Origin of the sequence: Shewanella sp. OMA3-2, assembly GCF_021513195.1 — a bacterium.
Lineage (GTDB): Bacteria > Pseudomonadota > Gammaproteobacteria > Enterobacterales > Shewanellaceae > Shewanella.
On sequence record NZ_CP090974.1, the window covers coordinates 2,854,422 to 2,874,432 of the forward strand.

General features: G+C 41.0%; 18 protein-coding genes and 1 pseudogene. 9 read left to right on the top strand and 10 right to left on the bottom strand.

The genetic code is table 11. The features are described from left to right. The first annotated feature begins 9 nt into the window (after positions 1–9). The 6 genes from ptsP to L0B17_RS12620 all read left to right on the top strand — a co-directional run bounded on the left by ptsP (position 10) and on the right by L0B17_RS12620 (position 5,949). On the top strand, positions 10–1,728 hold the full coding sequence (gene ptsP / locus L0B17_RS12595) for a phosphoenolpyruvate--protein phosphotransferase (RefSeq protein WP_235085250.1): 1,719 nt from the start codon (positions 10–12) through the stop codon (positions 1,726–1,728). A gap of 266 nt (positions 1,729–1,994) precedes the next feature. Further along, the gene (gene crr, locus L0B17_RS12600) at positions 1,995–2,510 is read left to right on the top strand and encodes a PTS glucose transporter subunit IIA (protein WP_235085252.1); all 516 of its coding nucleotides are present in this window, start codon (positions 1,995–1,997) and stop codon (positions 2,508–2,510) included. Between the two features lie 288 nt (positions 2,511–2,798). Next, the gene (locus tag L0B17_RS12605) at positions 2,799–3,143 is read left to right on the top strand and encodes an ArsC family reductase (protein ID WP_235085254.1); all 345 of its coding nucleotides are present in this window, start codon (positions 2,799–2,801) and stop codon (positions 3,141–3,143) included. Continuing rightward, positions 3,140–4,270 carry a succinyl-diaminopimelate desuccinylase gene (gene dapE, locus L0B17_RS12610; RefSeq protein WP_235085255.1) on the top strand — a complete coding sequence of 377 codons (1,131 nt, stop codon included), beginning with the start codon at positions 3,140–3,142 and terminating at the stop codon, positions 4,268–4,270. The genes L0B17_RS12605 and dapE overlap by 4 nt, the downstream gene beginning before the upstream one ends. Beyond that, positions 4,261–4,983 carry a M15 family metallopeptidase gene (locus L0B17_RS12615; RefSeq protein ID WP_235085256.1) on the top strand — a complete coding sequence of 241 codons (723 nt, stop codon included), beginning with the start codon at positions 4,261–4,263 and terminating at the stop codon, positions 4,981–4,983. The genes dapE and L0B17_RS12615 overlap by 10 nt, the downstream gene beginning before the upstream one ends. A gap of 156 nt (positions 4,984–5,139) precedes the next feature. Further along, positions 5,140–5,949, top strand: a complete 810-nt coding sequence (locus L0B17_RS12620) for an alpha/beta fold hydrolase (protein ID WP_235085258.1) — start codon at positions 5,140–5,142, stop codon at positions 5,947–5,949. Positions 5,950–5,968: 19 nt separating this feature from the next. On the opposite strand, the gene L0B17_RS12625 is transcribed toward L0B17_RS12620, so the two are convergent. Beyond that, positions 5,969–7,195: a nucleoside recognition domain-containing protein gene (locus L0B17_RS12625; protein WP_235085259.1), complete on the bottom strand. Its 1,227-nt coding sequence runs from the start codon at positions 7,193–7,195 to the stop codon at positions 5,969–5,971. A gap of 143 nt (positions 7,196–7,338) precedes the next feature. Between L0B17_RS12625 and rsmF the strand changes: the two genes are divergently transcribed. Further along, positions 7,339–8,790, top strand: a complete 1,452-nt coding sequence (gene rsmF / locus L0B17_RS12630; RefSeq protein WP_235085261.1) for a 16S rRNA (cytosine(1407)-C(5))-methyltransferase RsmF — start codon at positions 7,339–7,341, stop codon at positions 8,788–8,790. A gap of 362 nt (positions 8,791–9,152) precedes the next feature. Here the strand turns inward: rsmF and L0B17_RS12635 are convergent, their stop codons facing one another. The 9 genes and pseudogenes from L0B17_RS12635 to apbC form a co-directional block, all read right to left on the bottom strand. After that, positions 9,153–9,941, bottom strand: a complete 789-nt coding sequence (locus tag L0B17_RS12635) for a TatD family hydrolase (RefSeq protein WP_235085263.1) — start codon at positions 9,939–9,941, stop codon at positions 9,153–9,155. Between the two features lie 45 nt (positions 9,942–9,986). Beyond that, positions 9,987–10,313 carry a PilZ domain-containing protein gene (locus L0B17_RS12640; protein WP_226410088.1) on the bottom strand — a complete coding sequence of 109 codons (327 nt, stop codon included), beginning with the start codon at positions 10,311–10,313 and terminating at the stop codon, positions 9,987–9,989. 63 nt (positions 10,314–10,376) lie between these two features. Next, positions 10,377–11,336: a DNA polymerase III subunit delta' gene (gene holB / locus L0B17_RS12645; RefSeq protein ID WP_235085265.1), complete on the bottom strand. Its 960-nt coding sequence runs from the start codon at positions 11,334–11,336 to the stop codon at positions 10,377–10,379. 32 nt (positions 11,337–11,368) lie between these two features. Beyond that, the gene (tmk, locus tag L0B17_RS12650) at positions 11,369–12,007 is read right to left on the bottom strand and encodes a dTMP kinase (protein ID WP_235085266.1); all 639 of its coding nucleotides are present in this window, start codon (positions 12,005–12,007) and stop codon (positions 11,369–11,371) included. After that, positions 12,004–13,017, bottom strand: coding sequence for an endolytic transglycosylase MltG (gene mltG, locus L0B17_RS12655; protein WP_235085268.1), 1,014 nt, complete (start codon positions 13,015–13,017; stop codon positions 12,004–12,006). The genes tmk and mltG overlap by 4 nt, the downstream gene beginning before the upstream one ends. Before the next feature lie 47 nt (positions 13,018–13,064). Continuing rightward, positions 13,065–13,897, bottom strand: a pseudogene (gene pabC / locus L0B17_RS12665) (aminodeoxychorismate lyase). Next, positions 13,894–14,481: a dCTP deaminase gene (dcd, locus tag L0B17_RS12670; protein WP_235085272.1), complete on the bottom strand. Its 588-nt coding sequence runs from the start codon at positions 14,479–14,481 to the stop codon at positions 13,894–13,896. The pseudogene pabC and the gene dcd overlap by 4 nt, the downstream one beginning before the upstream one ends. A gap of 47 nt (positions 14,482–14,528) precedes the next feature. Then, positions 14,529–15,167 (bottom strand): uridine kinase, encoded by a 639-nt coding sequence (udk, locus tag L0B17_RS12675; protein WP_235085274.1) that lies wholly within the window; start codon positions 15,165–15,167, stop codon positions 14,529–14,531. Between the two features lie 9 nt (positions 15,168–15,176). Beyond that, positions 15,177–16,298 carry an iron-sulfur cluster carrier protein ApbC gene (gene apbC / locus L0B17_RS12680; protein ID WP_443019892.1) on the bottom strand — a complete coding sequence of 374 codons (1,122 nt, stop codon included), beginning with the start codon at positions 16,296–16,298 and terminating at the stop codon, positions 15,177–15,179. Positions 16,299–16,449: 151 nt separating this feature from the next. On the opposite strand from apbC, the gene metG reads away from it, so the two are divergent. Together metG and hisG are read left to right on the top strand one after the other, a co-directional pair. After that, on the top strand, positions 16,450–18,531 hold the full coding sequence (metG, locus tag L0B17_RS12685; RefSeq protein WP_235085278.1) for a methionine--tRNA ligase: 2,082 nt from the start codon (positions 16,450–16,452) through the stop codon (positions 18,529–18,531). A gap of 577 nt (positions 18,532–19,108) precedes the next feature. Then, positions 19,109–20,008: an ATP phosphoribosyltransferase gene (hisG, locus tag L0B17_RS12690; RefSeq protein ID WP_235085280.1), complete on the top strand. Its 900-nt coding sequence runs from the start codon at positions 19,109–19,111 to the stop codon at positions 20,006–20,008. Positions 20,009–20,011: the final 3 nt, after the last annotated feature.

A 20,011-nucleotide genomic window follows, 5' to 3' on the forward strand; every position in this document is an offset into this window, starting at 1 on the left:
GAGGTTATCATGCAGGTTAATGGCATTGTGGTATCAACAGGTATTGCCTTTGGGCAAGCGCTTAATATTACCACCCAACCACAACCACTTGATCTTCGCTTATTACCTCTTTCGAGTATAGAAACTGAAAAAAAGTCGCTAAGAAGCGCAATTAGCAAACTGATAAAATACTTACAAGACTGCCAACAACGTGTTTGCCCAAGTTGCGATAATTTTCAACTTATCGATGCCGACATCTTGCTACTTGAAGATGATGAGTTATTAACTGACATGCTACAGCACATTGTGCAATATCGCGTCAGTGCAGCTGTCGCCATTGATAGGACCTTTAATGATCAGGCGCGAGTCATCGCAGAAATGTCTGACCCTTATCTTGCTAATCGCAGCCAAGATATTTTATTACTCAGTCAGCGCCTAATCGCTACATTACAAGGTGCTAACCAACACGACTTATCCAAACTGAGCCAAGACACCATCTTGCTCGCAGATGATCTTACCCTGGCAGATTTTGCCATGCTGCCACTCGAGTTTATTAAAGGTATAGTGTTAGAGTCTGGCGGTTTAACAAGCCACACCGCCATTCTTGCTCGGTCCGCCGGTATTCCTGCCTTGCTTAATTGTCCCTGGTCTAGTCAGGATGGCCATATTCAAGATGGATCGCCACTGATTTTAGATGGCATTAATGGCGTTTTATGTGTCCACCCCACGCCAGCTGAATTAACCTCTTTACAGCTAAAACACGCTCATTACCTTGAACAACAACAAGCGCTAATGGCTTACAAAGACATGCCAAGTCAAACCCGTGATGGCCACTCACTTATATTGCGCGCTAATGTAGGTAACCTAAATGATATAAGTTCATTAATGCAGGTAGGCGCTGAAGGTATTGGCCTGTTTAGAACCGAATTTTTATTGATGAACGCTAAAGCTTTGCCTGATGAAAATCAGCAGTACAAGTTATATTGCGAGGCTATGCATGCACTCAGTGGGCAAATGTTATCGATTAGAACATTTGATGTTGGTGCAGATAAAGAGATCCCTTGTTTACATCAGCTCACTGAAGACAACCCCGCTTTGGGTGTAAGAGGCATTCGCTATAGTTTGCAGCACCCAGACATGTTTATGGTGCAAATTAAGGCTATTTTGCGGGCGGCCAGTCACGGTCAAATTCGGTTAATGTTTCCGATGATAAGCCAGCTGGAAGAACTGCAACAAGCACTTGAACTCATTGAGCAAGCTAAACAACAGCTGCGCCAACAAGATATCCGCTTTGGCTCGGTTGAGTATGGCATAGTGGTTGAAACACCCGCAGCCGTATTAGCCTTAGCAAGTATGTTACCGTATTTAGATTTTGTCAGTATTGGCAGTAACGACTTAACCCAATACACCCTTGCCGCTGACCGAACAAACCTGAAACTTGTTAGCCGTTACCCCACTTTATCACCTGCAGTACTCAGGCTTATCACCATGGCAATCAGTGACTGTCAAAATGCTAAGGTTAAGGTCTGTTTATGTGGGGAACTTGCAGGAAATGAGCACGTCTTACCTTTATTGATGGGCATGGGATTAAATGAGTTAAGTATTAATCCCAGTAATCTATTAGCGGTAAAATCGCGAGTGATTAATGGTAATTACCAAGCATTTTTTCAACATGCACAACTGGTTAAACAATTAAAAACTAATGCAGCCATTGACGAAGCGATAAAAAAGTTTAACTTAGATAATTAATATTAAATTGGTTTAATAAGTGCCCTAGTTGAATGCGCTATGGACCAAAGATTGATACTGTGCTGGATAAGAAACAGTAGTGAAATAATATAAAGCCCAACACTAAAAACAGTAAATAATATACATTCGCCAACGCTTATGTGTTAGAGCAAAGCTTATGTATTAGAGCAAAGCTTAACCCTTGGCACTTAACAGGTATAAAGTGATATGCAGTTCGCTGTGTACTATAACCATAAAGATAACGACATAATAAGAGGCTTGTTCTAATGGGATTTTTAAGCCGTATTCGACGACTAATATCAGGTCAAACTGAACTCACTGGCGGCATTGCTATTTTAGCGCCAGTATCAGGTCAAATTGTACCAATAGAGAAAGTACCCGACGTGGTATTTGCTGAAAAAATTGTAGGTGATGGTATTGCCATTAATCCTGAGGGTGAGTTTATTGTTGCGCCAATTGACGGCACGATTGGTAAAATCTTTGAAACTAACCACGCATTTAGCATTGAGTCAGCCCAAGGGTTAGAATTGTTTGTCCATTTTGGTGTAGGCACAGTTGAACTTCGTGGTAACGGCTTTAAACGCCTTGCTGAAGAAGGGCAACAAGTTAAAGCCGGCGACCCCATATTATCTTTCGACTTAGCCTTTTTACAAGGTCAAGTCGAAAGCTTATTAACACCTGTGGTACTGGCCAATATGGAAGACATTAAAGGCCTAGACAAATCTGTACAAGGTTATGTAACCGCAGGTAAAGATGTGATTTTTACCGTGCAGCTATCTTAATACAAACGCCATAAAGCGTGACCTATGAGTGTTAAATGCAGAATGAGTATCTGCATTCTTTTCTTTTATGATTGGCTAAGTTAATAACAAATATTTGCATGATTGAATTTTATTCAAATGCACGCCTTTATCTTGTTCAAGCGTAATCACAATGCCACAATACTGACAAAGAGTCGTTTTATCGATTAATTTCAAAACATGAGTTAACAGGCATTCATTCAAACGCTTTCATTCACAGGATTAGCAGCGTAGCGAATAATAAACAATTTAGCTGAGGGAGTATTCAGGTTGAAATTATATGGTATCAAGAATTGCGACACAGTTCGTAAAGCGCGAAAATGGTTAGAGACAAACAAGATAGAACATCAATTCCATGACTTTCGTGAGCAAGGATTAGACCAAGAAACTGTCGCCAAATGGTGTCAAACATTGGGATGGGAAACCGTATTCAATAAACGCAGCACTAGCTTTAGAAGCTTAGATGAGGCGCAAAAAGCAGACCTAACCGAGCCAAAAGCCATTGCCTTAATGCTGCAACACCCTACCCTGATCAAACGTCCGGTATTAGATAATGATTCAACTATTATGGTTGGCTTTAAAGAAGCTGACTATCAAGCGTGGTTTACAAAATGAGTCAAGTTATCGATTTAGCCAAAGATTTACTGTCACGCAAATCTGTTACACCACTAGATGAAGGCTGCCAGCCTGTTATGGCTGAGCGTCTTAGCAAGGTCGGGTTTAATATTGAATCTATGGTATTTCACGACACCACTAATTTGTGGGCACGTCGCGGGACTGAGTCACCGGTTTTTTGTTTTGCGGGACACACAGATGTAGTACCAACTGGCGATTTGAATCGCTGGCATACCCCGCCCTTTGAGCCAACCGTAATTGACGGTTACTTACACGGCCGCGGCGCCGCTGACATGAAAGGATCATTGGCGGCTATGATAGTTGCCACTGAACGCTTTGTTGCAAAACATCCCAACCATAAAGGCTCAATTGCTTACCTTATTACCAGTGATGAAGAAGGCCCTTTCATTAATGGCACCCCAAAAGTCATTGAAACCCTAGAAGCGCGTAACGAAAAAATCACCTGGGCATTGGTTGGCGAGCCCTCATCGACACATAAACTCGGTGACGTAGTAAAAAATGGCCGCCGTGGAAGCTTAACAGGCAATTTAACCGTTAAGGGAATTCAAGGCCATGTTGCCTACCCTCATCTTGCTGATAACCCTATTCATAAAGCCACACCAGCATTAACTGAACTTGCGCAAATGCATTGGGATAGTGGTAATGAGTTTTTCCCGCCAACCAGTTTTCAAATAGCCAATATTAATGGCGGTACTGGGGCATCTAATGTGATCCCTGGCGATCTTCAGGTCATGTTTAACTTCCGTTACTCAACCGAAGTGACCGCCGAAATATTGATACAACGCGTGTTAAGTATTCTTGATGCCCATAGTTTAGATTACGATATAAACTGGGTATACAATGGGCTACCTTTTTTAACCGGTGACGGTCCGCTATTAGAAGCCACCAAGCAAAGTATTTTTGAAATTACCGGTTATAACACCGATCCACAAACCAGCGGTGGTACCTCTGATGGTCGCTTTATCGCGCCAACTGGCGCACAAGTTATCGAGTTAGGCCCTGTTAACGCCACCATTCATAAAGTGAACGAGTCTGTTAATATTGCCGATCTTGAGTTACTGACGTTATGTTATGAGCGCATACTGGAAAAACTGTTGTGCAACTAGAACCGATAGCAGATTCAAATCTTGAACAAGCTTCACTGGCGATCCTCAATCCCCATCTTTATGGTTTGGACGACGCGCATTTAGTTAAGTTTGAATCTGTTTTATTACATCAAAATGCCGCCAATGCGTTTGCAAAAATGCGAGAGGCGGCACAACGCCAAGGTATTGATATAGCGATTTGTTCAGCTTATCGCAGCTTTGATAAACAGTTATCAATTTGGAATGCCAAGGCAACGGGTAATCGGCCACTGCTTGATAAACAACATCAACCGCTTCATTTTGAATCCTTATCAGCACAACAAATTATCGATTCAATTTTGATTTGGTCAGCACTACCTGGTGCATCTAGGCACCACTGGGGTACTGATATTGATGTATATGACCCCAGTAAGATTAACCGTGATGGATTACAGTTAGTTGCCGCTGAATATCAAGCCAATGGCCCTTGTCATGCTTTATATCAATGGCTACTACAACATGCTCATCAATTTGGATTTTACTTTCCTTTTCAACAAGGCAAAAGCGGAGTGAGCACCGAAGAATGGCATTTAAGTTATTTTCCTGTGGCCAGCCATTACACCGAGGCATTTTTATGCGCGGATTTATTTAAGGTTTTCGAATACGCGAACTTTGAATTAAAATCACCCGTAATGGCCAGACTAGATGAACTTGTTAACCATTACGTTAAATTTGTCGCCAGTGTACCAATCTAGAGAACTTTAGGCTTTAGGCTTTAATCGTAAACTGTAAGCATGTGGCGAGCCATTGCACTTACACTACTGGCTAGCCCTAACTGACCCAATACAAATACAAATACAAATACAAACACTACAGCAAAAATCACCCAATTTAATTTACTGAGTCCTATTATGTTATCCAGTTCAAAGCATTGTTTAATTGACCAACAGCCACTGCATTACACTGACGTTGGCCAAGGTAAAGTCATCGTACTATTACATGGCTTATTTGCTAATCGACAAATCTGGCAGGCTCAACTACAAAGTTTAAGCCAATACTACCGTTGTATCGCCATTGATTTATGGGGCCATGGCGACAGTAAAAGCATTCCTGCCACTACCAAAAACTTACTTGATGTCGCACAGCATATTGAATTTGCTTTAGCAGAATTAAATATCGAGCAGTACCATATTATTGGCCACGGTTGTGGCGGTGCGATTGCAGCAGAAATGGTGTTAAGCGCTCCAGCAAAAGTACAGTCGCTGGTAATGATCAACGCATTTATAGGCTTCGAGCCAGAAGTGAATTGTGTTAAATATCAGCAATGGTTGAATATCATGAATGATACTAAAACAATCACCCGCGAATTAGCTGACACTATTAGCCGGTTAATGTTTGCTAAAACAAACCAAGATAGTGCTGCAGTTGAACTATTTAGCCAACAACTGCAAAATATTGATAGTCAGCAAGTGCCGGTATTAAGTCGCTTTGCCCACATGGCAATATTTAAGCGCGATACCATGGAATTAGTAGAACAATTTACCCTACCGACATTGGTAATAGTTGGCGTAGAAAACCATCTACGTACTGTATTAGAAAGTTATCTGATGAGTGATGATATCAGCGGTGCAAAACTCCACCATGTGCAGCTTGCAGGCCATTTAGCTATGCAAGAAAAAGCGGATGAAGTAAATCAATTACTGATTAACTTTTATCAGTAATTGATCCACGCCACTAACATTAACCATAAAACCAGTAACACACGCTAATGGCGGCAATTATGCCGCCCAAGTCTGCCGCGAGTCCACAGCCTAATGCATGACGGCCGTTTCGAATGCCCACCGAACCAAAATAAACCGCTAATACATAAAAGGTCGTTTCTGTACTGCCTTGAAAAATCGCCGCTAAACGCCCAGCAAAAGAGTCAACTCCATGATGCTCCATGGTTTCTAACATCATAGCTCTGGCACCTGAGCCGCTAAATGGCTTCATAATAGCGGTGGGCATAGCATCAATAAATCGTGTGTCGTATCCCAGCATAGACACCACACTTGCCAGCCCTTGTAATACATAATCTAATGCGCCCGATGCCCGTAATAATCCAATCGCCAATAACATTGCTAATAAGTAAGGAATTAACTGCACCGCTTGGTTAAACCCGCCTTTTGCACCTTCAATAAACTCATCATATATTTCGACTTTTTTAATACCCGCCACTATTACAAAACTCATGACCAGTAATAATAAAATGCCATTACCTAATACACTCGACACTTGACCAATGGCCTCAGCGCTTAAGCTTAATAAATAAAACATCGACGCCATAATCAGCGACAATAACAAAGCAGCATAAGCTAAAATAACGCTGTTAAATAATGAAATGCGTTGCACTATGGCCACCACCAATAAGCCGACAATGGTTGAGGCACAAGTGGCTAATAAAATGGGTAAAAAAATCTCCGCAGGCGATGCTGCGCCCTGTTGTGCTCGATATAGAAATACCGTGACAGGCACTAATGTTACCGAAGAGGTATTCAGTACTAAAAAAAGAATTTGAGCATTGGTCGCCACAGTTTTGTTAGGATTTAAGCTTTGTAAATCTTGCATCGCTTTCAAGCCAAGTGGCGTCGCAGCATTGTCTAATCCAAGCATATTGGCGGTTAAATTCATGCTAATGCTACCATACGCTGGATGGCCACGCGGAACCTCAGGCATTAGCTTGCACAATAATGGCTCAAACAATTTAGCAAATAACCCTACTACCCTGGCTTTTTCCCCCACCTGCATTAACCCCATCCACAGGGCTAATACACCAATTAATCCTATGGATATTTCAGCGGCGAGTTTAGCACTAGAAAAAAGTGCGCTCACAGAATCACTCAATACCGCCACATTGCCAGATAATAACTGCAATACGATAGCAATGGCTGCAACAACGAAAAAACCTAACCACACTCGATTTAGCACATAGCCTCCCTTTGCTTGGCAAATTTACTTTGAAACGTTTAACGTATTTGTCGCGGTGAGTTTATATCGCTGAATAACCAAGCGGATACATTCCATGATATTATCTCGGTAATTATGCCACGTGAGTAAACAATGTCTGCATTATGGTTCAATTAAATCCAAATTTTATCAAACACATCAGCGATGAATTACCCAAACATCTTTCATTAGATGAGTTTATTGCTATCTGTGACAAGCCGCTGCGAAAATCAATTCGAGTCAATACATTAAAAATCAGTCGCGCTGAGTTTGTAATGTTAATGCAAAATAAAGGCTGGCAATTTGAGCCCATACCTTGGTGTGATGATGGTTTTTGGATTAATGTGGATGACGAGCAACAACTGGGTAATTTAGTTGAGCATATTCAAGGATTGTTTTACATTCAAGAAGCCAGCTCAATGCTTCCGCCAACCGCGTTATTTGACGGTATTTCAGCGCCTGAACTTATTTTAGATGTGGCCTCTGCTCCGGGTTCAAAAACAACCCAAATAGCGGCATTAATGCAAAATGGGGGTTTATTAGTCGCTAACGAATACTCTGCCAGCCGAGTAAAAGTGTTACACGCCAATGTATTGCGCATGGGCGCGAGTAATGTCGCCATAACCCATTTTGATGGTCGGGTATTTGGCGAATACCTGTATGACACGTTTGATGCCATATTGTTAGATGCCCCCTGTGGTGGTGAAGGTACGGTACGTAAAGATCCTAATGCATTAAAAAATTGGGATATCAGCGATGTTACCGCAATAGCAGAAACCCAGAAAGACCTTATCGAAGCGGCTTTTCTAGCATTAAAAACTGGCGGCACTTTAGTGTATTCAACTTGTACCCTAAGCCAACTAGAAAACCAGCAGATTTGTTACCACCTGCAACAAACCTATCCAGATGCAGTTGAGTTTGTATCATTGAATGACTTATTCCCCAATGCGCAAGCTGCCTGCACGCCCGAAGGATTTTTGCATGTATGGCCACAAATATTTGATAGTGAAGGCTTCTTCGTTGCTAAAATTCGTAAAACAGCTCCAGTAGAGCGAATTAAAAAACAGCCAAAATTACAGAAAAACTTTCCCTTTAATATTGCAACCGATAAACATATTGAGGCACTAAAGGACTATTTATTGTCCTATTTTGATATCACCTTGCCAAGTGATGCCACCGTTATGCAAAGAGACCAGGAGTTTTGGCTATTTCCAAATCAGTTTATGCCCATGATAGGAAAAATGCGTTTTCAGCGTATTGGCCTTAAGCTTGCTGATGCAATGAAAAAAGGCTTTAAAGTAAGACATGAAGCCATTATCGCTTTAGTGGGTCCAACGCAACATAATCAGCACAGTATTGAGTTAACATCGCCACAAGCTCAGCAGTTTTTAATGGGGAGAGACATTGAGACGACAAGCTTTAGCCCAGAACTACAACAGTGGCTTAGTGAACATGCACAGGGGGAGATGGTAGTGAGTCATCATCAATGCGCTTTAGGCGTGGTGAAGCACTTAGGCCATAGATTGAAGAACAACCTGCCACGTGAATTAGTGAGAGATAAAGTCGCTTACACATAATAACGCTTATATCCTCAACTAAAGCGCTACCGTTAAAACAAGAAGCCTGAAATCATTCAGGCTTTTTTACTTTTTTACTTTTTTACTTTTTTATAATAAATTAATTATTTGATAAATAATAAGTTTATTCGATAAGGCTAAAGCATTTAATATAAAAAAGTAAATAATTGATGTTTTTTTAGGCAAGAATTAAAAGCGCTGACTATAATTTGTGCAGAGATTAACTCCTCAACTCTAGCGCACGGCTCTGCAAAGAGCCATTTCCCTAGACCCAAGACAATCGGATCGTTTTGGGTCTTTTTTTTGTCAAAAATTTATCATTTATAGATTAAAAAGTCTTATTTAACCTGAACTCGGGTTATTTATCGACCGATTAATTTTCCAGCGTCTTTAAACAAATTAAAGAAGTTTTCTGAAGTATAATCAGCCAGGTCTTGATACTTTTCACCGCGAAGCTCTGCCACAAACTCAGCGACATCGCGAACATAAGCTGGTTGGTTTTCTTGACCACGATGTGGCACAGGCGCAAGATAGGGAGAGTCGGTTTCAACTAGCAGTCGATCTTTAGGGACTTTACGGATAACGCTACGTAAATCACCGGCATTTTTAAAGGTCACAATACCTGATACTGAAATATAAAAACCCAAATCCATCGCAGCTTTAGCCATTTCCCATGTTTCAGTAAAACAATGAAGCACCCCTGCCACTTTGTCTGCTTGACCATTTTTAAGCATGGCGATAGTGTCTTCCCTGGCATCTCGAGTATGGACAATAAGGGGTTTGTTCACTTCAACGGCTAAGGCAATTTGTTGCTCAAAACATTGCTGTTGCAGTATTTTAGTTTCATCAGCATAGAAATAATCTAAGCCGGTTTCACCAATCGCAATCACTTTAGGATCGGTAGCAAAACGTCTAATTTGATCAACATCTAAGCCTTCTTTAACATCTAAAGGATGCACCCCTGATGATAAAAAAATATTATCAAACTGCGCAACTTTATCACGCATTTGTTCAAAGCCTTGCTGACGCACATTCACGCACAACAGATAATCAACACCCTGGGCTTTGGCATTATCCATAATAATTTGTAATGAGGCTTGATCAGGTGCCGCTTTTAAACGGTCAAGGTGACAATGTGAATCAATTAGCATAATAACAGACAAGGATTAGATAAATGAGATGCAGAGGATACCGAGCTACATGGTACAGGTCAAATCACCTGACGATAATTCTTGTGCTAATAACTTTTCAATATGGTGTTTATGGCTTTCAGGATCGGTTCTAATTTTAATACCAATACCTGCGGGTCTTCCACCTGAGGCACCAATAGGATTAATCCATACCACAGAGCCTTTAAATTCATTAATTTGGCTGGTGTTAGGTAAGCGATAAGCAATGGTGAGCTCTTGACCTAAGAAATGGCTTTCTGTGGTTGCTACAAATAATCCCGCCGGTTTAATAAACGGCATATAGGCACGATATAGCTGATGCAAAGTATCGTAATTAACCACCAAATCGACCATATTATCTCTTAATTCTCTTATAAAATGATGTGAATATTATGTTAAGCGGTTTCAAAATAGCACTTAGCTTAATGCTAGCACGTGTCTGAATTTTAAAACATAATTTTGACATAAAGCTTGTGTGTTTACATTCGCCATTGTAGCCAATTTATGGGTCATGTGCATAACATCACCGGCTAATTCAATCACTTTGGATTGAATTAATGGATTTAACTTATTACTTTTTAACACATATTGCCTTAAGTACAAATATAAAACCTTCAAAGCATCTATTATTTGCATATCAGTTAACTTTAACAAGCTGTTTTGTAAGTGACCCGACTGTAAACTTGCGGACCAATCTTGTCGATATTCTAACAATTGTGGGTAATGTTTTGACTGTAGACTCGCGGCTAACTTTAACGGGCCACCCACCACGCCTAAACACCAGGTCACGTCATGTCGTTGCCCTTGGGCATTGGCACTTGGTAATAAATCCTGCGCGTCAAGCCAATCTGTAATCTGTAATTTAGTCGGTTGAGTAAAAGCAATTTTTTGGCAACGACTTGTAATGGTTGGTAATAAGCTCGCTGGAGTATCTGTTTGTAATAATAATAGTGTATTAGCGCCTGGTTCCTCTAAGGTTTTAAGCAGGGCGTTGGCCGCGGCAATGTTCATTCGCTCACTTTGCTCTATTACAGCGACACGTGCCCCTGATTGCTGAGCGGTATGCAGTAATGATTGACATAACTCACGTACTTGATCGACTTTGATTTGATTACCATCACTGCGAACCCAATGTAAATCAGGATGATTACCTGATTTACATAACAGACAGGTTTTACATCTGCCACAGGCACCCTCTGGGGTTTTGTCGATACATAAGGCCATCTGAGCCATTTCAGTAGCCAGCGCTATGCCGCCTAACGCCATATCGACAGGAATAAGTTGAGCATGACTATGTTGATTTTGGTAACACAACTTAGCGAACCGCTCAAATGGAGTGGCCAACCAGGGCAGTTGTTTCAAAGTATAGTCTGTCATCTTGTTACCTGTATATCAGCGATGGCTTAAGGCTATTTTACCGCTAACAATCTATTAGTTAATTGACTGCGAATATCTTGATGTACTTTGTCGATAGACTGACTTGCATCAATAACAATAATTGACTCATCTTCGGCGGCAAAAGCTAAAAACGTTTCGCGGGCACGTTCAAAAAATGCAATATGTTGTAGCTCTATTCTATCAAGTGCACCACGGGCAGAGGCTCGCTGTAATCCTAAACTGGGTTCAATATCTAAATACAAAGTTAAGTCGGGTTTAAAACCATGCAAACTCGCATCGCTAATAGCTTTGACTAATGGCATTAAGCCTCTGCCACCACCTTGGTATGCTAGGGATGATAAATTATGACGGTCACCTAATACCCACAGCCCCTTGGCTAATGCAGGCTTAATGACATTAGTAATTAACTGGGTACGCGCGGCGTAAAATAATAAACATTCAGCCTCATCGCATAAGGGATCGTTATCATCGGCAATTTTAACGAGGTCGCGGATTTTTTCAGCCAGTGGTGTGCCACCAGGTTCACGAGTACACACAGGAGCTTGACCTGTATGTTCAGTAATAATGCTTTGAACTAACGACACGGCACTGGATTTACCAGCGCCCTCTAGGCCCTCGATAACAATAAACTGTCCTAAATGTTGACTCATTTTTTCTTTCTCTGATATTCGTTTACAGCACGATTATGTTCTTTATAGGTCGATGAAAAAATATGACTGCCATCATTTTTTGATACAAAAAACAGATAGTTTACTTTGGCTGGGTTTGCTGCTGCGTATAAAGACGCTTTGCTGGGTGCCGCTATCGGTGTTGGCGGTAACCCATCTATTCGATAAGTGTTAAAAGCGGTTTTTTCTAATATGTCTTTCTTCCTAATATTGCCTTTATATCTGTCGCCCATACCATAAATAATGGTGGGATCAGTTTGTAAACGCATGCCTTTCTTTAAGCGATTATTAAATACTGCACTGACCCAATGACGCTCTTCATCTTTAGCGGTTTCTTTTTCAATAATTGAAGCGATAATAAGCAGTTCATAGGGCGAGTTTAATTTTAAATCGGGATCACGCTGCTCCCAAGCTTGCGCCAAATGAGTTTGCATCATTAAGTAACTGCGTTGCATCATAGCGAATAACGTTTCATCTACGCGATAATGATACGTCTCAGGAAAAAACTTCCCCTCAGGTAACCCTGTAGTATCACCATTGGCTTCAAGGACTTTAATGAACACATTTTCATCATATTGCATGTGTTCTAACCCCTGTAAAACAGGTATCCATTCCTTGATGGTTTTACCTTCAACAAATGTTACTGAAAATACCATTTCTTGGCCTAATCTCAGTCGGTTGATAAAATCCACTAACCTATCACCGGGTACCATTTGATAAAGCCCCGCTTTAATATCGCCTAAGTAAGGCTCAAGTTTGACTAGAAAGCGTACTTTCCAGCTTTCAGTAATAATGCCTTGTTGTTCTAATTCTTGGGTTAGCTTGAGTAAAGATGTGCCTGGGGCTACGGTAATAGTTGTCGACTCAGTCAAGGTTAGTGGCTGATTTTTGTATTGCAAAATATCTTTTGCATACCAATAACTCACTAAACATATAATGGTCAAAAGTGGGATTAAACTGGCTAACAGTCGTGTTATTATTGTTGTTTTCATAGACATCTAATTAGGTGAATGATTTTTGTTGGTACAAATAAAGTACCTTAGCTTAATAGTGTTTGTAACTGCTGTGCAATAGCTTGCGTGTGAGACCATGGCTGATAGCTGCTTTTATCGACTTGTATCACATCAATCACGCCTAGCAAACTATTACTCATCATAATCGCATCAGCCATAAATACATCATCAATTTTTAGCTCAGTCACATGAACCGCAATGCCGTGCGTTAGGATGGCTTCAATCACAGCTTCACGCATAACACCGCTCACCCCAGCTTGATTAATTGCGGGGTAAATACTTGATTATTTTTGACTATAAAGATATTCGCCATTGAGGCTTCAATCAAATATCCTTGGGTATCATAGACTAACCAATCATCAAATTCACTTGGTAGTGAGTGTGATTTAATCAGCACTTGCTCTAACCGATTTAGGTGTTTAATACCCGCTAAAAGCGGTTGACGAGCTAAAGTGACAGGTGATGTTGCTAAAGCAACGCCCTCTTGTTGCCAAGACTGATAATGTGCAGGTATCTCATGTACTGAGGTTATTTCAGTCACTATTGCGGCTTCAGGGGCTTGATAACCACGTCCACCAACCCCTCGGGTCAGCAATAATTTGATACACGCATTGGGATAAGTGCTAGCAAGATAAATTAAATGATGACGTAATTGACTAGAAGCAAACCAATTAAGGTTGAGCCGTTTACAGCCTTGCTCAAGTCTCGATAAATGTAAATCTAACAACATAATGCCAGCTTTGGCAGCGGAACTCGGATAGGTTCGCATAGTTGCAAACAGACCATCGCCATAGGCTAGACCGCGGTCAAATGGGCTCACATTTGCCATGTGTTGTTGATTTACCCATACTTGCGTCATTTATCGTCCTGACTTATCCGACTGGCTACGGCATCTTGTTGGTTGTTATATTTTGCACTTTTACGCTTATTATATGGCCGAGCCACTGGGCCACTTAAACGCTCAAAATTTAACGCGCCAATGGTCATGCCTGGACGAAGCGCCAATGGCAACTTACCACTGTTAAAAAACTCCAATACTATTTTGCCTTGCCAACCGGGATCGATTCGATGTGCGGTAACGTGTACCATTAACCCTAATCGGGCTAATGATGATCGACCATCTAACCAACCAACAATATTGGCTGGCAAAGTAACAGTTTCAAGGGTCACCGCTAAAGCTAACTCACCAGGATGGAGAAAAAATGCTTCACCGTCAGCAATATTAATTTTATCGCCCATCACTTTATCTAATGCAAGTTGCATTTCGGCAGCAGGACCGCTTAAGTCAATATAAGGAGCGGTATGATCTTGAAATACTCTAAATTGACTACCAAGGCGTACGTCAACACTGACACCTGAAATAGCTTCAACTGGAGGTCTTGGGTCAATAATAATCAACCCGTCATCTAAGCTTTGTTCTATTTCAATATCGGTTAAACGCATTTTCACAAACCTTAAATAAGTTATTGAGCCTTTAAAAATGAGTGATTTTACTTCGCTAACAAGTGTTGGATACGTGCTTTTAATATATCGGTTGCAATACGATTTTTACCGCCACGGGGCACAATGATATCGGCATATTGTTTCGATGGCTCAATGAACTGTAAAAACATCGGACGCACTGTTTTTTTATACTGTGAAATAACCGACTCCATTGTTCTACCACGCTCAGCCACATCTCGGGTTAATCGACGTAGAAAACAGATGTCTAGTGGAGTATCCATAAACACACTGGCATCCATGAGATCACGTAACTTAGGATCGGTTAATAGCAAGATACCTTCTAGAATAATGACTTTTTTAGGTTGCATCTCTAACGTTTCAGTCATACGGGTATGTTCGGTATAACTGTAGCGTGGAATGTTAACAGCCTCACCGCGTTTCAATGTTTCTAAATGGCTAGCAAGCAGTTGATGGTCAAGTGCTTTAGGGTGGTCATAGTTGGTTTGAACCCGCTCACCCATAGTCAAATGAGATTGATCACGATAATAAGCATCTTCATTGATAACGCCTATTTGATTAGTACCGAGATCACGGCAAAGCTCTTGAAAAATAGTATTCGCAATTAAGCTTTTACCTGATGCAGATGCACCAGCAATACCAATAATGACACACTGTGGAGAATTCATGCTTTGACCTTACTCGTCGTCCGATATACTAATAGAAACAGTTGATTTAACTTGTTGTAATGCTAATTGCGCACCTAACTTGCGAGCAATCTCACGATAAATACCAGACACTTCAGATTCAGGTTCGGTGACCACGCTAGGCGCACCATTATCCATCGATTCACGAATATTAATATTCAGTGGCAACGCTCCTAATAATGGCACATTGTAGCGCTCAGCAATTTTACTGCCGCCATGGGTACCAAATGGGTGCTCTTTATGGCCACATTCTGGGCATAAATGGAAACTCATGTTCTCTACAATACCAAGTACCGGGATTTGTACTTTATTGAACATGGTAATGCCTTTTTGTGCATCAGCTAAGGCAATATCTTGCGGCGTAGTGACAATGACGGCACCACTGACTGGAAATTTTTGCGATAGAGTTAATTGAATATCACCTGTGCCTGGTGGCATATCTATGATCAAATAGTCCAATTCTGGCCACTGGGTTTCATTCATTAATTGCACTAATGCACCTGCGGCCATGGGGCCACGCCATACTGCGGCCTCACCATCACCTAACATAAAGCCAATAGATTGTGCTGCAATACCATGAGCTGATGCAGCTGTCATCATTTTGCCGTCTGGGCTTTGTGGACGAAAATTTGGAATACCTAACATAAGCGGAATAGATGGGCCATATATGTCGGCATCTAAAATCCCCACTTCCGCACCTTCAGCTTTTAATGCTAATGCCAAGTTAACTGCCGTAGTTGATTTACCAACGCCGCCCTTACCTGATGCAATCGCAATAACTTGCTTAACATTTTTAATCGGCTCAACAGAAGTAATAGCAGAATAAGCCCGCGGCTGAAAATCGATTTCACATTCCACTTCATCAATAGCATCTAACACCGCAAGCTTGTTGGTTATGGCCATTACAGTATCGCGATATTGGGTCATGCACGGATAAGGATAAATCAACCCTAGCTGTAGTCTTTTGCCTTCAATGGCTAATTTAACAACACAACCGGCAGACACTAAACCTTGTTTTAAATAAGGGTCTTGATGGGCATCTAAAATAGCCAGCACTGGGGTTAATAATTGTGCATCAAGTTGATAATCAGGATAGGAAATAGACAAAAGCATGACTCCCGTTGACAAATTTGTGCAAGTGTATCAGAACTTCATAAAATTTTAGTTATTAATACACCTTTTTAGTTCATGTTTTGGTGAAAAAATTGCATTTTTCAGTTAGTATCTTGGCAATATTTTTAGCGAAATTCGATGTTGAGAAAAAATGACCCAATCACAACGTAAAATTCTGGTTACCAGTGCCCTTCCTTATGCTAATGGTCCTATCCACCTAGGCCATATGCTTGAATACATTCAAACAGACATCTGGTCTCGCTATCAAAAGTTGCGCGGACATGAATGTCACTTTATTTGTGCAGACGATGCCCACGGCACGCCTATCATGCTTAAAGCGCAACAACTTGGTATTGAACCAGAAGAAATGATTGCGCAAGTTCAGCAAGAACATCAACAGGATTTTGCTGATTTCAATATTCAGTTCGACAATTTCCACAGTACCCATAGCCCGGAAAACCGTGAACTGGCCAGTAGCATCTATTTGAAACTTCGTGACGCTGGCTACATCAAAACAAAAACAATTTCACAATTATTTGATCCTGAAAAGTCGATGTTTTTACCAGACAGATTTGTCAAGGGGACTTGCCCTAAATGTAAGTCTGAAGACCAATACGGTGATAACTGTGATAACTGTGGTGCAACCTATAGCCCAACTGATTTAATTAATCCTAAATCAGCAGTATCAGGTGCTACGCCAATCATGAAAGACAGCGAGCATTTCTTCTTCGATCTACCAGCATTTGAAGGCATGTTACACACCTGGCTTAACTCAGGTTCATTACAACCTGAAGTGTCTAACAAACTAAAAGAATGGTTTGAGCAAGGCCTGCAACAATGGGACATTTCCCGAGACGCGCCTTATTTTGGTTTTGAAATACCTGATGCACCGGGTAAATACTTTTACGTATGGCTAGATGCACCAATTGGTTATATGGGCTCATTCAAAAACTTCTGTGATAAAAACCCTCATGTTAACTTTGATGATTTTTGGGCAAAAGATTCAACCGCAGAGGTTTATCATTTTATCGGTAAAGATATTGTCAATTTTCACGGTTTATTCTGGCCAGCAATGCTTCACGGCGCTAACTATCGCCAACCAACAAGCGTTTATGCCCATGGTTATGTCACGGTTAATGGCGCGAAAATGTCAAAGTCAAAGGGCACCTTTATTAAAGCGCGCACTTATTTAGACAATTTAGATCCTGAGTTTTTGCGTTACTACTACGCAGCAAAACTGAGCAGTCGCATTGATGACTTAGACTTAAACCTTGAAGATTTTGCCCAACGTGTGAACTCTGATCTTGTCGGCAAATTGGTTAACCTAGCATCACGTACAGCAGGCTTTATCAGCAAACGTTTTGATGGCAAGTTAGCGACCATTGAAGATAACAGCTTAACTGACTTATTTTTAGCCAAACAAGATCAAATTGCTGAGTTTTACGAAACCCGTGAATACGGTAAAGCAATGCGTGAAATTATGACATTAGCTGACATAGCCAACGCTTTTGTGGCCGAACAAGCACCTTGGCAGTTAATTAAGCAAGAAGAACAGCAACAACAAGCACATCAAGTGTGTTCTATTTCATTAAACCTATTCCGCATCTTAGTGACATACTTAAAGCCAGTGTTACCGCGTTTAAGCCAAGATGTAGAAGCGTTTTTACAGGTAGAATTAACTTGGGAAAGCTTAGATAGAGATATGGCTAACCATGAAATCGTACCCTTTAAAGCGATGATGCAACGTGTCGATTTAGACAAAGTCGCTGCTATGGTTGATGCCTCTAAAGACAACTTACAAGTGACTCAACCCCTGGTTGAAGCCAAAGCTCAAAAGGCAACTAAAGCAGATAAAGCACCTGCAAAAGTCAGCACTGGTAATCCGTTACAAGATGATCCAATCAGTGCCACGATTGAGTTTGACGACTTTGCAAAATTAGATTTACGTATTGCCCGTATTGCTAAAGCGGAACATGTGCCTGAAGCTGACAAATTGCTCAAACTTGAGCTGGATTTAGGCGGCGAGACCAAGCAAGTGTTTGCCGGAATAAAGTCCGCTTACGCACCAGAAGATTTAGTGGGTAAATTGACTGTTATGGTTGCCAACCTAGCACCACGAAAAATGCGTTTTGGCATGTCTGAAGGCATGGTATTAGCTGCTGGTCCTGGTGGTGATGAGTTATGGATCCTTGAGCCCCACGAAGGTGCTCAACCTGGAATGCGAGTAAAATAATCGCTGCATATACTTATTACTATGATAATAACCCGCTATTCATGGGTGAAGCATAAGTTAGTAATGCACAATAAATAATGGTTATGCCATTTAAAGCCAGAAGTGTTCGCTTCTGGCTTTTTTGTGTGTTTTTTCAACACAAAGTCATTAGGTTATAAGTTATTGCCATAAAATGTGTAAATTAATTACCATTTTTGTTTATTCGCTATTGCAAACAACAGTAATAGCGGTTAAGTTTTAAGGCATAGAAGTTTACGGGCGTATGCACGGTAACTTCAGCAGAATTTATAAGATAACCATTTGGGTATCTGTATCAACTTTATTAAGAGACAAACAATGATGTTCATCCAAGCAACTACAAACCACCATCACCACCATATGCGGTAGCCTTCGGATGCTTACTGCCGAGGGTTTATTTCCCTTCCGGCGGTGAAACTATCACAAACCCCTGGAAGCAATTTCAGGGGTTTTTTGTTTTTTTAAGTTTATGTTTTTATTTTTACTGAATATTTTTATTTCTAACTAATTGTTTTTATATTTTAAATTTTATTTCAACTTTAATTAATGGGTACATATCATGACTGAATCAAACCGCTTACGCATCGCCATTCAAAAATCTGGTCGCTTATCTAAAGAGTCACAACAATTGCTAAAAAGCTGTGGGGTGAAATTTAATGTCAATGAGCAGCGCCTTATCGCCCACGCCGACAATATGCCTATCGATCTGCTTCGTGTACGTGATGATGATATTCCGGGCTTAGTGATGGATGGCGTGGTTGACTTAGGTATTATCGGTGAGAATGTTCTAGAAGAAGAACAGTTAGAACGTCAACTAGTCAACAAGCCCGCTAACTTCACTAAACTACGTGAACTTGATTTTGGCGCCTGTCGCTTATCATTAGCAGTACCTAATGAGTTCAGCTACAAAGATGCAAGCTCATTAGAGGGCCTGCGTATTGCCACTTCATATCCCAATATTCTGCGCCGTTTTATGCAAGAAAAAGGCATTAGTTACAGCGACTGTATGCTTAAAGGTTCAGTTGAAGTCGCGCCACGTGCCGGTTTATCTGATGGTATTTGTGACTTAGTGTCTACCGGTGCCACCCTTGAGGCAAATGGCTTATATGAAACTGAAGTTATTTACCGCTCAATGGCCTGTATTATTCAATCTAACCAAACTCAAACACCTGCAAAGCAAGCGTTAATCGACAAAATACTGTCACGAGTTAATGGTGTTATTCGCGCTCGCGAGAGCAAGTACATCTTGTTACACGCTCCAACAGCCACTTTAGATCAAATTGTTGCTTTATTACCAGGTGCAGAAAACCCAACAGTATTACCGCTTAATGATGATTCAAATCGTGTTGCTGTGCATGCTGTTAGCTCAGAAGACTTATTCTGGGACACAATGGAGCAGTTAACAGCCTTAGGTGCCACCTCTATTTTAGTGATGCCAATTGAAAAAATGATGGGGTAATAC